The following is a 14666-nucleotide window of genomic DNA, read 5'->3' on the forward strand; positions in this document are numbered from 1 at the left end:
TTAATACCCTTTCTCCAAATATTTCAAACGGTTAATAGAATCGGATACATACGCATTGTCCGGTTCTATTGACCGCCAATAACAAAGTTCTCCAATCAGCCGTTTCAGATAAACAGGGTCACTCGAGCCAATCCGGCGCTGATGTTCCGCCAAGCCTTTCGTCAGGATAAAATAGACATTCTTCCGGATCTCTCTCTTTCTGGCTTTAGGGATTGTCAGTTTCGCACCGGAAGAGACAGATACTCCTGTAATAATCTTCCTGCCATACTCATTGATAAAACGGGTCTTCTTATGATTCGGTTCGAATTTCTCATCACGGATGATCTGTTTGATCCGGGGAATGATTTGTTCTTTTGGAAACACATCTCCCGAAAAAGTCAGGTCATCGGCATAGCGGGTATAAGTCAGTCCGTATTCCGCTGCCAGTGCAGCCAATTTCTTGTCCATCTCATACCCCACGATATTGCTTAACGCCGGACTTGTAGGCGCTCCCTGCGGCAAGTGCCTGTACAAGCAGCACAACACTCCCAATACTTTAGACACATTTTCCGGATAACCAATCTTCTCAAATGTCTTTTTCACCCTCCGGCTCCGTATCGAAAAGAAAAAATCATGAATATCCATTTTCAAGATATACCGTTTTCCCAGATGGGGACTGGCATTATCAACCACAGAATGACCGCTCCGGAAACCTACTGCCGCCGGATAAATCATTGTCACAGATGATAATATTCGAGAATTAATAGTGGTTTGAATAGATTGTAATTCTTTGTCAGGAGCAGAAATCATCCGATAACCTCCCTTTCTTTTTCTCATCCAGAACTCCCGGTAATGTTCGGAAACATCCCGTAGAATTTCCTTCAACCGTGCCGTTTCCACTCCCAACAAGTTGGCGCACCAAACAACAGCCGCTTCATCAAACTTTTGAACATACTGCGCTCTCGGAACAGTTCCCCCCAAAGCATGCCTTAGCCAGGCTCCGTGTTCCCATTTTACTTTAGTAGTTTTTTCTTCCTTACCACTGCTTGTTGCTTTCCATCTTTTATACCCCTCCTGTTTCCTGCTTGAGGAAATCATCTTATAAACCAGGAAAACGGTGATAACAATGATCGTTATTAAAATTCCGTCCATTTTGTATATGCATATAAAAAGAGAGAAGAGAGGATGAGTTATTTACTAAAATAAATTTAGGTATTTATACCTTAGAATTTATTTTCTAGGAAAATACCTGTGCTTATGAGGCGACTACACCTCTTTGATGCTAAATTCTGCCCTCATCCTCTCTTATACAAAGATAAGTAAAATCTTTCGATAAAACAACCGGAACGAAGAAAACTATCGGTTGAACAACTCAAACGTGAACTTACAGCCTATTCCTCCAAATTTCCAGTTTTCGCTGCTCACAAAAACTCCTACGTCAAAAATATGCGTACCGATGCCATATCCTACTTCCAGATAAGGCTGAAGGTGCGGCATAGAGAGGGCACTGATATAAATACGTTCATTCTGCACATAACGGGTGTACTTCATCAGATGCCGGAGAATAAGAAACGGAGCTTCATAGGTGAAATGCCCCCGTACATAACGGCGGGAGGAGTTATACCAACGTGAGTCAAGCACCTGAAACACGCCACCGATTTCATCATTCCAGCCCATCGGAAGGTTATGCCGGGAGAAATTGGCAAAGTCCACAAAATACAACTCATCCTGATTGGTGAATGCTCCGAATCCGAAACGATAATAAATGTTACGCATCAATCCCATCCGGATTTGATGTTGAAGGTCGAATTCTATTCTTTCATATTCGCCCGTACTCTTGAACACTCCTTTAATACCCCGTTCATAATCGACCGAGAAAGTCGGGTATAAAGAATGGAGGTTAATCTTTCGTTTTCCGTTCATATAATAATAGAGTCCCGGAGTCCACTCTATCCGGATGCGGGGAGCAAAACTGATATAAGTGTTCTTGAATTTATCCATAAATTCCGGGGGTGGCATCGGATAGTCACCGGTAATCACAAAACGGGAAGGCTCTACCGCTGTTCTTTTATGGGCAGAGAAACCCAGACCGATATCCAGTCCGTTGACTACTTCAACGGTATGACGGAAGTTGAAATACAAGTCCTTGAAATAATCAAGATGAATTAAATCGAAATTGAAGATACTGTCCGGCATGGCTTTCAGTTCGTCCAGCACTTTACTACTATAAATACGGTTACCGTTACCCACATTCAACCGGAAGAATCCCCGTTTCTGCGGCCAGTATTCAAAATCGGCATTCAATGACCAGTAGAATTCCTTACGCGTAAAGTTGTATCCGAGTTTAGGTACAATGCGAAGTAATTTATCCCCCCTGAAAAGACGGTTATAACGGAAATCCTGTCGATAAGACAAACCGTTGCTTCCACTATAACTGAATAAGAGCGGATTGATAAACGGAGAGAATCGCACGCTTCCGATGTTGGACAAGTTGAATTTATAATCTTCTACCATCAAATCACCCATCGTTCCCCAGAAAGCCTGACTCTTAGATTGCTTTTGTACCGTTGTCGTGTCACGCCGAAGCAAATTGTCGGAATATAGTTTCTTCTCGCTTTCGCTCAAAGGGATGGGGCGCATGATGGCAAAGGTAGAAGCATCCGTCTTATAAGCATTCGTATCACACTGCAAAGAGAAGGATTCTGAAAGGTTATAGTTCTTCTTTTCTTTCTTACGTACCTTCTTTTCTTTCAATTCAATGGATTTATAATCTAAAGAGGCGGTATAATTACCGTCCACCTTATTTCCGAGGAATTTGAAAAGAGCTTCCACTTCATAACGCACCGGCAGGAATTCATTTTTCTTGCCCACATCTCCCATCTTAATCCAACAGGTAAATGTTATCAGTTCCGATCTCCCCGAAAAACGAATTTCACGAACACTCCAAACGTTACTACTGACCACCATATATCCACCCACCAACTGATCGCTCTTAGTGCGAGGGATAAAGCGAACCCGATAATCCAGATTGTTAGGATCTCCCATCACGCTGTCTATCCGGTATTTATAGTATTTCTGTCCGTTTTTGGCCAGTGGTGACAATAAGCGTTCATCATTCAATAAAGAAGAAGAGTAGATATTTACATTAAAGTACTCGAGCAATCCAGGCAATCCCCTGTTTCCTCTCACAGTTCCCTGGGAAGCCTTTACTTTCTGATCGTAAATATTGGGAGCCGTATAATGAAGGTCACTGTATGTTTCAAGCAGATATTCGCGAACACCCTTTTGCAAACGAAACATAGAAGGTACATAACGGAGAATAAAATTCTTCTTCTGAATGTCCATCTTACCTTTTATATATAGGTTCGCGCGATAATCACTGACTATCGTTTCATACAAAGGTGCAAAAGTCATCACACGTTCTATAATGGAGTCAGCAGAGATTTCCTGATGGGTATAAGGATTCATTATATAATTATTGGCTGTCCCCTTTGGTATAAAAGAGAACAGACACAATATGCATCCTATCAATATTTTATCTCTCAATCGTCGTATCTCCTTCATTAACGTAGGCAAATATAAAAAAGAATATCGAAAAGCAATGGAATTAAGCTACTAAAAAGAGTTATCAGAGAAAGGAAGCTTTTCATACATGATTAATATAAATATGGGAATAAACAAAAACGACTCATGTTTGAATGCATGAGTCGTTTATTAATAATAGGAGAAAGATTATAATTTCTCTATTTCTTCTTTCGAAATACCCGTAGATTTTATGATTATATCATCAGCCACTCCTAGCTCTTTCATTTTACGGGCTGTTTCTCGTATACCCTTTTGTATACCTTTCTGTTCTGCAAAATCCAACGTATTAAAATAATCGTTATAGACTTTCCATTCTTCTTCGTATTGCATTCTTTCCTCCTGGGTCATATTCGCTTTGGAGGCTAACTTTTCCAGTCGTTCAAAAACGGCTTTGCGAGCCTTGAAAGGCATTCGATCAAGTGTATCCATGTGCTTTAATATATAAATCCAGCGTTCAAAATCATTTTCACATTCATCCTCTTCTTTATTAAAGTTCGGCAATTCAATAAAAATTTGCCGAAATTTACTGTTGAAAAGCTTACCAGTATCCCTGTCAGAAAGAATAACATCCGTCCTGATTTTAGAGGGTATATCCTTGTCCATCACGAAATTCATGAAGAACACTCCATACACAGCATCTAATTGAAAGTTCCAAATTCCCTTTCTCGCTTGTTGAGTAATAGCCCTGGAGAGATAGAAAAGGGCACGGTCTTTAAAGTAAGGCTGTTCCCGGTTCTGCATTTCTACGATAATATGTTCCCCCGTATTAGTTCTACAATATATATCATAGATAAGCCCTCGTTCTGTTTTTACTTCCGGCTGCTGTTCGTTGTTAAGGAACCGAATGTCGGTAATTACATGCTCTCCTACAAGTAAATCATTCAAGAAGTCAATTAATAACTCCTTTTCTACCTCTCTGCCGAATAAGAACTTAAAGCCAAAATCGGTAAAGGGATTGATAAATCTTCCCATTATATCTTGTGTCTCAATTATAAAACAAAGATAGAGTTTTTTTGTTGAATATCCTCAAAGATGAGATAAAAGAAAATATCAATGTTCATAACAGTGCAGTCATGAGTACATCAATTAAAAATTCCGCCTCCCAGCGGTTTCCTAGAACAAGAAAAATGATTTTCATTTCTCATATTCTCATTAATAACTGATAAACAACAAATAATCAAACAAATAGCTTATGAGAAATACTTTCTAACATGACATTTCTCATAATATACCCTCTATTTTAGCTTAAAATTCACCTTATTCTCATAGTGTTTCAAGGTATTTCTCATAGTCAAATACTATCTTCTACCTTTTTCTGGTTGAAGATAAACAAGTTCCAATTGTCCCATATATTGTGGGAAAGTGTTCCTACTTAGTTGGGAAAGTATTCCCTGCTAACTGGGAAAAGATTCCCTTATTTTGTGGGAATAAATTCCTATAATATTAGGGAATACTTTCCCATAATATATGGGACAAAGAGAATATGTACTTCCCCTGATAATGATTGATTAGTTGTTTCTTTATTCTTGTTATAGGTTAACAGGAAAGACGCTATGAGAAATGAATCCAACAAGTATGAGAAACAAGGTAAAATTGGGGGTATTTGACGGAAAAACTATGAGAAACGCTGTTTTTGAAATCATTTCTCATTGTCTATTCTATTAGTTTTCTGTCACTTATGATTAATAAATGAGAATATGAGAAATGAAATTGCTAAATCATTTCTAGTGGGCGCTGAATTCAATTAGTATATACTAAATGAAAAAGAGAAATATTTACTCTTACCTTTTTATTTCTCCTTTTATTCTTGACAAAGAAGAAAATTGTCGTATCTTTGTGATACTCTTCATATCAACCAGGTAGGGAACCTGCCTCGTTTCGTGGCAGGCATTTTTATGCCTGTCCTGATGTTTCATATGGCGGTTTCGTACCCCCGTGTGGAGTGTTAATGCACCCACTGCCTGGTTGGTGAAGAGTAACGGGAAAGGCGGAACCGCTCTTATTTCATAGAAAATCTTCGCCTACCACCTTATTCATAATTATATTATGGAAACAAAACAAGTTACCGTTCAACCAGCGGTTGGAGGCATGATAAAGGCTTCTAAAGATTCATTCGTTATTCCTAAAGAGGAATTAAAGGATTTCTACCTTAAATTCGCTTTCCTTCTGGACCCGGATTCCTGTTCCGTAAACCGTACCGAATTCGAACTATTAAACATTCTGCTGAAAAACCTAAAAAAAATCCTGGCAGCATTGACTCACCTCAACACGCATCCTTGGGACGAAGGCATTGCAGAAATCCAAATTTCATGCGGTGCTTACTCCATACAAGACAACTTGAGCAAAAAAGAACGTATGCAGATGAACACCTCTACGGGTAAACACCTACAATTTCTTACCCAAATGGCTGTGAACAGCCCGGTGTTCAAACTGTTATTCAAGAACTATCACAACCATTATATCCAAGTGGAAAGTTTGGTTAAACAGATGGCTAAAGAAATCGACCAACAGAAACAATCAGAATAGAAATTTAAGAATCAATAGAGGGGGTACTTTTAGAAAAACACATTATTTTTCAAAATACCCCCTCCAAAATAGGGGCACTTTCAGAAAAAACATATAATTTTGCGCCATCAACCGATAAAAAATAGACCATTTATGTCAAAAATGCGTTTTTTTGCCTTACAAGAGCTTTCCAACCGGAAACCTCTGGAAGTTATTGCCCCTTCCAACAAACTCTCTGATTATTATGGTAGCCACGTGTTCGACCGCAAGAAGATGCAGGAGTATCTTCCCAAAGAAGCTTACAAAGCTGTAACCGACGCTATCGAAAAAGGTACGCCTATCAGCCGTGAAATAGCAGATTTAATTGCTAACGGTATGAAAAGTTGGGCTAAGTCACTCAACGTCACTCACTACACACACTGGTTCCAGCCTCTGACAGACGGAACAGCCGAAAAGCATGACGGCTTTATCGAATTCGGCGAAGATGGCGGAGTGATTGAACGCTTCTCCGGAAAACTGCTGATCCAGCAAGAGCCGGACGCTTCTTCTTTCCCTAACGGTGGTATCCGCAACACTTTCGAAGCACGAGGATATACAGCATGGGATGTTTCTTCACCGGCATTCGTTGTAGATACCACTCTTTGTATCCCCACTATCTTCATTTCTTATACAGGTGAAGCGTTGGATTACAAAACTCCATTGCTGAAAGCACTTGCCGCTGTAGATAAAGCAGCAACGGAAGTCTGCCAGCTATTCGACAAGAACATCACACGCGTATATACCAATTTAGGATGGGAACAGGAATATTTCCTTGTAGACTCTTCCTTATATAATGCACGCCCCGACCTCTGCCTGACAGGACGGACACTGATGGGACACTCTTCTGCCAAAGACCAACAGTTGGAAGACCATTATTTCGGCTCTATCCCTCCACGTGTCACTGCATTTATGAAAGAACTCGAAATCGAGTGTCACAAACTCGGTATTCCTGCCAAAACCCGTCATAACGAAGTAGCTCCCAACCAATTTGAGTTGGCCCCTATCTTCGAAAACTGCAACCTTGCCAACGATCACAACCAGCTCGTCATGGATTTGATGAAGCGTATCGCCAGGAAGCATCATTTTAATGTACTCCTGCACGAAAAGCCATATAGCGGAGTAAACGGTTCGGGCAAGCACAACAACTGGTCGCTCTGCACAGACACCGGCATCAATCTGTTCGCTCCCGGAAAGAATCCGAAAGGAAATATGCTATTCCTCACCTTCCTGGTAAACGCCTTAATGATGGTTTATAAAAATCAGGATTTATTGCGTGCCTCCATCATGAGCGCCAGCAACAGCTACCGTTTGGGAGCCAATGAAGCTCCTCCCGCCATCCTCTCTTGCTTTCTGGGTTCACAACTCTCGTCTACTCTCGACGAAATTGTCCGCCAGGTAGGAAATGAGAAAATGACACCGGAAGAAAAAACCACACTGAAGTTAGGCATCGGACGTATCCCCGAAATTTTACTGGATACCACCGACCGCAACCGTACTTCTCCTTTTGCATTCACCGGAAACCGTTTCGAATTCCGTGCCGCAGGTTCTTCTTCCAACTGTGCCGCCTCCATGATTGCAATCAATGCGGCCATGGCAAACCAGCTGAACGAATTCCGCGCATCGGTAGAAAAGCTGATGGAAGAAGGAGTTGGCAAAGACGAAGCTATCTTCCGCCTGCTGAAAGAAACAATTATCGCCTCCGAACCGATTCGTTTCGAAGGGGACGGTTATTCCGAAGAATGGAAACAAGAAGCTGCACGCCGCGGACTGACTAATATCTGCCACGTACCGGAAGCTCTGATGCACTATATTGACAACCAATCCAAATCGGTGCTTATCGGCGAACGTATCTTCAACGAAACTGAATTGAACAGCCGCTTGGAAGTAGAACTGGAGAAATACACCATGAAGGTGCAAATCGAAGGCCGTGTATTGGGCGACCTCGCCATCAACCACATCGTACCGACTGCGGTTGCCTATCAGAACCGTTTGCTCGAAAATCTTCGCGGACTGAAAGAAATATTCCCGGCTGAAGAATACGAAGTATTGAGTGCCGACCGTAAAGAATTGATTCGTGAGATTTCACACCGGGTCACTTCTATCAAAGTACTCGTGCGCGACATGACCGAAGCGAGAAAAGTAGCCAACCACATGGAAAACTACAAAGAAAGGGCATTCGCATACGAAGAAAAAGTACGCCCATATCTTGACCAAATCCGCGACCACATCGACCACCTGGAGATGGAAGTGGATGACGAAATATGGCCGTTGCCTAAATATAGAGAACTGTTGTTTACCAAATAAAATGTCTGCAAGATTGCACGAAAGCTCCCACTTTTGTGCAATCTTTTTATAGATTCGTTCATTTTCTCATTTTTTCTTTTTACTTTTGTGCTGTATAACACAGTTTTGTAGCACTCATGGTAAAAATGAATATGTCAGACATCGATATTTCGGAACCGTTATCCGATATGTTAGCTCCTCTAAACAATGAGCAAAAGGAGTTTCTGATGAATAATTATACGATACAAACCTACAAAAAGAATGAAACCATCTACTGTGAAGGAGAAACGCCACATCATCTGATGTGTCTCATCAGTGGAAAAGTGAAAATCTTCAAAGATGGTGTGGGGGGTAGAAGTCAAATTATCCGCATGATTAAACCACGCGAATACTTTGCATATCGTGCTTATTTTGCCAAACAAGATTTTGTAACTGCCGCAGCAGCTTTCGAACCTTCCGTTGTTTGCCTGATTCCTATGAGTGCCATCACTACACTGGTTGCCCAAAACAATGACTTGGCCATGTTCTTTATCCGCCAGCTTTCCATTGACTTGGGTATCTCTGACGAACGTACCGTTAATCTGACACAAAAACATATTCGCGGACGCTTGGCCGAATCACTTATCTTCCTGAAAGAAAGTTATGGACTGGAAGAAGACGGTTCTACGTTGAGCATTTATCTTTCACGTGAAGATCTGGCAAATCTTTCCAATATGACTACTTCGAACGCTATCCGTACCTTGTCGCAATTCGCTACGGAAAGACTGATTACTATCGACGGAAGAAAGATCAAAATCATCGAAGAAGAAAAGCTGAAGAAAATAAGTAAGATTGGGTAAGAGAGTTTCTGCTCCAATCGCTCCACCCTAAATAGTGAACATACATATAGAAAATATAATTGCAGACATAAAACGTGGCAACAAACAGGCTTTCAAAAAGCTATTTGATGACTACTACCCTATTCTTTGTGTTTTCTCATCTCACTATATCGAGGACAAAGAGGTCTGCAAAGACATCGTACAAGATGCATTGTTAGTTTATTGGGAGCGAAAAGAAGATTTTGATGACATTCTGAAAGTAAAGAGCTTCCTTTATACCGTCACCCGAAATAAATGCCTGAATCATCTCAAACATGAGCAGTTGGATATTCCTGATTTTGCAGAACAGGAAGAGTTTGACAGCGGCTTCGAAGCTGCAATTATCGAGCAGGAAACTTTCCGCATAGTGCGCAAAGCGGTAGAAGAATTGCCTACCCAGATGCGAAATATCATTTTATACTCCATGAAAGGGTTAAAAAACCATGAGATTGCTGACAAATTGCAAATTGCAGAGGGTACTGTCCATACGTTAAAGAAATTCGCCTATCGCAAACTTCGCGAAAGCCTCAAAGGCATAAATTATGCCTTATTACTATTTTTATGTAAATAAAGTAACTTTTTGATTACCCCGTTTTTTCGATTGGATTGTTTTACTTATATAACAAATCGAAAAAACGATGAATTCATTCAAAGAAAAATTTAAAATTGCAAAAATCTTAGCTTCCTTATTTACTCATTCGTCTACCCCCGAAGAGGAAAAGAACTATCGTGCATGGTTGGATGAAAACCCGGAACATCAAAAGATAGCCGACCGGATATTAAATAAGGAAACGTATGAAGAAAACAGCCGGTTAATAAAAAGTTTCTCTTCACAAAAAGCGTGGGAGAAAGTCTATCCGTTATTAGGAGGCAATCAATCGGGTACTGTTTTTTCGTGGAAAAAGAGTCTGAAATATGCAGCTCTCATCATCTTGTTATTAGTACCTACTTCTTACTTTATCTATCATTGGATATCCGAAGAAACGATTAGCGACATCACTCCGGGAACCCTTGGCGGGGAACTGATCTTGAGTGACGGCAAATCTTTCAATCTTTCCGATAATAATCTTCCGGAGAATGCGGTCAGAGCATTTGTGATCGATTCTAAAGGGATCAACTATCAGATTCCCGCCAACAAACCACAAGTAAAAGAAATCCCAAACACACTACGCACATTGCAGGGGATGGAATGCCTTATCACGCTTTCCGACGGCACGAGGGTACATCTCAATGCGGAAACCCGGCTGACTTATCCGGTTTGTTTCAGTAGTAAAGAACGTATTGTGCAAATTGAAGGGGAGGCTTATTTTGATGTTGCCCCGGACAAGGAGCATCCGTTCATCGTAAAAACATCGCATACATCTATCCGGGTGACGGGAACGTCGTTCAACGTAAGAGCCTACGCTGATGAAGATACGGAAAGTACAACCTTAATCAGTGGAACAGTAAGAATCAACAGTGGAAATGAAGCATTCGAATTAGTTCCCAACCAGCACTATACATATAATAAAAATACCGGTACAAATACCGTCGCCAACGTAAACACTGATTTGTACACATCTTGGGAATCCGGATCATTTATCTTTTTAAATGTCCCTCTTGAGAATGTGATGTCATACCTGTCCAAATGGTATGGATTCCAATATTCTTTTGAAGACGAAGCAGCCAAACAGGTGCGTATCGGAGCTTACCTTAACCGTTACGCCAACATGAACCCGATTATCGACATGATTACAGAGTTAAATCTGGTCAATATCAAACAACGGGAGGGCATCCTGCACATTTCCTACAAACAGTAATAATACATAATATAACTAACGCATTATGAAAAAACGAGTAAAATCCCTGCCATGGGCGATATCTTATGCAAGCAGAAACTTTGTAAAGTTCTGTCTTTTATGGATATTCTCCCTTTCTTCACTCATGATTCAAGCACAGGACAATCAGAGAATCTCCATCGACTTGAGAGGAGAAACGCTGGAAGCAGCACTCTGGTATCTGCAGAATCGTACGAAATTTGTCTTTATGTATGGAACGGAAGACATTGCTAATGTGACCGATATCACCATCAAGGCAAAAGATAAAACAATTACTGAAATTCTGGATGAATGTCTGGAAGGTACTAACCTGACTTACGAAATCTCTGGTAGTGCAATTGTTATAAAGAAAAAGCAAAGCCAGAAAGTTACAATCAGTGGTTGGATTCGAGATGCCAGTGGCGAAGCATTACCCGGTGCCACTGTTACGATCCGAGGCTCCAAACATGGAGCCATCGCCGGATTGGACGGACATTATACTTTTAATATTCCGGCACAAGAGGGGCTGATTCTTACGTTCTCTTTTATCGGAATGGAAAAGAAAACGTTGAAATATACAGGTAAGAAAACAATCAACGTCACTCTGACCAGTTCCAGTACGGAAATTGACGAAGTGGTGGTAACCGGCTACCAGAATATTCAACGTCGTGACCTCGTTGGTTCCATTACTACGATAAAAGCCAAAGACATTATAATGCCTTCCTACACTACTATCGACCAAATGTTACAAGGACGTGTAGCAGGTATGGTGGTTACTAACTCAAGCAGTCGGGTAGGTACTGCGCCTAAGATCCAGATTCGAGGTACCAGTACGCTACAAGGAAATCGTGATCCATTGTGGGTAGTAGACGGTATTATTCAGGAAGATTTCCAAGTAACACTAGATAGCGGCGAACTGATGACTAAAAGTTTAAAGGATATCATCGGCAACCAGATTTCATGGCTAAACCCCGCTGACATCGAAAACATCACAATCTTGAAAGATGCTTCCGCCACTGCTATCTATGGTTCAAAAGCATCTAACGGTGTAATCGAAATCACAACCAAAAAGAATACCACTGACAGATTGACTGTAAACTATTCCGCCAACTTCAACATCGGACAACGCCCTAATTATGGAATGTTCAACTTTATGAACTCTCAAGAACGCATCCGTTTCTCACAAGAAGCGTTCGATGCAGGGATCACTTACGCAACAATGCCTTATAAGGATCCTAACACCTATGAAGGTATATTACGGATGTTACAGGAACATGACATTTCAGATATCGAATACCGAAAACTTTACAACGATATGGAAACCCGCAATACTGACTGGTTCAAACGCCTGACACGCCGTTCGTTCAGCCATAGTCACAACGTTAGTGTTTCCGGTGGAACGAACAAGTTCAGTTATTCGGCATCTATGGGATATAACAACAGCGAAGGTCAGGAAATAGGTAACGATAACGAACGTATGACAGGCCGCATCGCTCTGATGTTACGTCCGATAGAAAAACTGACTATCAGCATGACTTTAAACGGTAGCGTTTCTACTACTAACGGTTTTTTCGATGATATCAATCCAATGGGTTATGCAACTAATACAAACCGTATCATTGACCCGGATGCTTATTATATGCAAGAAAACGGATACTATTATAAAACAGGAAATAAAGAAACCCTTTCATACAATTTCATCAATGAACGGGATAACAGCGGCTCAAAAGCACGCTCCAACTTCATGTCCGCTTCCTTGGATGTCAACTGGCATGTCCTTGACTGGTTAACTTATCAATTTACAGGCGGTTATTCGACTAATAACAGTACAAATGAAAGCTGGGCTACCGAACGCACGTACTACATTGCCAACCTGTATCGTGGTTATGATTTTAATTCTGTTACTCCCACCAGTGCCGATTTTAAAGCTGCACAGCTTCCATTCGGAGGTAGATTGTACACAAATGACAACAACCAGTATTCTTACAATATCCAGAACAAGCTACAATTCAGCAAAGCATTCAATCCTGATAACCGATTGAATGCGCTATTGGGTATGGAACTTCGCTCGTCTACAGCTAAAGGAACAGCCAATACAGTTTGGGGATATGTACCGGACAGAGGCGAACGTATTGTAGCACCTACCATACCAAGCCAAGTAGTATCACCGGGCGGAAGTCCAACAGGCTGGGGAATATTAAAAGAACTTTATGACAGAGGTTGGAAAAGAACAAACAATACCAACAACTTCCTTTCGTTCTTCGCTACTTTTGCATACTCATTCAAGAATCGCTATGTAGTCAATGCCAATGTACGAAATGACGCTTCCAACGTTTTCGGACAGGATATCAATCACCGTATCGACCCGACTTATTCATTCGGTTTTTCCTGGAGAGCATCGGAAGAAGCTTTCTTCCAAAAGTATCTGAAATGGATCACAACACTCAATTTCAGAGGAACATTTGGTATTCAGGGAAACGCTTTGACACGTGAAAGTCCTGAACTAATCTTAAGTCAGAACGGAGTACAAGCAGGATATAATCGATATTACTCCACTATCAGCCAGATCCCCAATCCGTATCTCTCCTGGGAACGTACCAAAAACTGGAATTTCGGTGTAGACCTGGAACTGTTTCATATGTTTTATATGAATCTGGAATACTACACCCGACGTTCCAATGCGGTAATCACCGTAGATTTACCATTCGAATATGGAATTAACGACATGAAACGTAACGGCGGAATTATTTACAATCGGGGAATTGAATACACGTTATCATTCACACCTGTTCAGAAACGTGATTTCAGCCTGAATATTAACCTGAATGCCTCTAAAAACTGGAACAAAGGCGGAGAAACCACGATTGACAGAACCACGGGGATGTACTTGACCGGAAGCAACACCCAGATATTAAAAGAAGGATATCCGTTGAGCGGATTCTGGTCATATTCCTTTGCCGGTCTTGATGGAAGTAACGGCAAACCGATGTTCAACTATGTTGAGGTCCCGGAAGAAGAAAAAAGTAAAGGCATCGACCCGACCACTTACCTTGTATATTCCGGAGAAAAAGAGCCGTATTTCACCGGAGGTCTCGGTTTGAGTTTCCGCTACAAATCTTTGTCACTAAATACCAGCTTCTCCCTTTTGTTAGGTAGCAAAAAGCGTTTGACGTCACCTTACAATGATTTCCGAGGAGAACATAATATGATGCCCGATCCAACCAAGAATATAAACCGCGATTTATTGAATCGCTGGCAAAAGACAGGAGACGAAGCTTACACAAATATCCCCGGGTTGCCGATATGGCCATTAGGGATCGCTTGGACTTTGCCTAACACGGAGACCGCAGAATCACCCATTTATATGTGGGAAAAATCAGATGCTATGGTAGTCAGCGCTTCATTCCTGCGTTGCCGTAACATTGGATTATCCTGGCAGATGAAAAAAGAATGGTGTGACAAGATACATGCTAAAAATCTGTCTATTAACTTTAATATGGACAATGTATTTGTAATAGCCAGCAAACGTTTCAATGGTTTTGATCCGGAATTAGAAAACAGTATCATGCCACGTTCTTTCTCATTGGGACTTAATATAGGATTTTAAACAATAAACAAAGAG

9 protein-coding genes are annotated in these 14666 nt (G+C 41.1%); 6 read left to right on the forward strand and 3 right to left on the reverse strand.

Annotated features, from left to right (window positions below):
• From DXB58_RS08770 to DXB58_RS08780, 3 genes are all read right to left on the reverse strand, one after another.
• On the reverse strand, nucleotides 1-1131 hold the full coding sequence (locus DXB58_RS08770; protein ID WP_122136571.1) for a retron St85 family RNA-directed DNA polymerase: 1131 nt from the start codon (nucleotides 1129-1131) through the stop codon (nucleotides 1-3).
• A gap of 204 nt (nucleotides 1132-1335) precedes the next feature.
• Nucleotides 1336-3543 carry a DUF5686 family protein gene (locus tag DXB58_RS08775; RefSeq protein WP_175353654.1) on the reverse strand — a complete coding sequence of 736 codons (2208 nt, stop codon included), beginning with the start codon at nucleotides 3541-3543 and terminating at the stop codon, nucleotides 1336-1338.
• 168 nt (nucleotides 3544-3711) lie between these two features.
• Nucleotides 3712-4536: an Rpn family recombination-promoting nuclease/putative transposase gene (locus tag DXB58_RS08780; protein WP_122136572.1), complete on the reverse strand. Its 825-nt coding sequence runs from the start codon at nucleotides 4534-4536 to the stop codon at nucleotides 3712-3714.
• 1074 nt (nucleotides 4537-5610) lie between these two features.
• Between DXB58_RS08780 and DXB58_RS08785 the strand changes: the two genes are divergently transcribed.
• From DXB58_RS08785 to DXB58_RS08810, 6 genes are all read left to right on the forward strand, one after another.
• Complete coding sequence (locus DXB58_RS08785) at nucleotides 5611-6090, forward strand: hypothetical protein (protein WP_122136573.1); 480 nt, start codon at nucleotides 5611-5613, stop codon at nucleotides 6088-6090.
• Between the two features lie 132 nt (nucleotides 6091-6222).
• A complete protein-coding gene (locus DXB58_RS08790; protein ID WP_004301833.1) occupies nucleotides 6223-8412 on the forward strand; it encodes a glutamine synthetase III in 2190 nt (729 codons plus the stop codon).
• 116 nt (nucleotides 8413-8528) lie between these two features.
• Nucleotides 8529-9230, forward strand: coding sequence for a Crp/Fnr family transcriptional regulator (locus tag DXB58_RS08795; RefSeq protein WP_004301832.1), 702 nt, complete (start codon nucleotides 8529-8531; stop codon nucleotides 9228-9230).
• Nucleotides 9231-9264: 34 nt separating this feature from the next.
• Nucleotides 9265-9819, forward strand: coding sequence for an RNA polymerase sigma-70 factor (locus DXB58_RS08800; RefSeq protein WP_009000549.1), 555 nt, complete (start codon nucleotides 9265-9267; stop codon nucleotides 9817-9819).
• Nucleotides 9820-9886: 67 nt separating this feature from the next.
• Nucleotides 9887-11047, forward strand: coding sequence for a FecR family protein (locus tag DXB58_RS08805; RefSeq protein ID WP_122136574.1), 1161 nt, complete (start codon nucleotides 9887-9889; stop codon nucleotides 11045-11047).
• Nucleotides 11048-11072: 25 nt separating this feature from the next.
• Nucleotides 11073-14651 carry a SusC/RagA family TonB-linked outer membrane protein gene (locus DXB58_RS08810; protein ID WP_117610891.1) on the forward strand — a complete coding sequence of 1193 codons (3579 nt, stop codon included), beginning with the start codon at nucleotides 11073-11075 and terminating at the stop codon, nucleotides 14649-14651.
• The last annotated feature ends 15 nt before the right edge of the window (nucleotides 14652-14666 follow it).

It is taken from the genome of Bacteroides sp. OM05-10AA (assembly GCF_003439055.1).
In the GTDB taxonomy this organism is placed as follows: domain Bacteria; phylum Bacteroidota; class Bacteroidia; order Bacteroidales; family Bacteroidaceae; genus Bacteroides; species Bacteroides intestinigallinarum.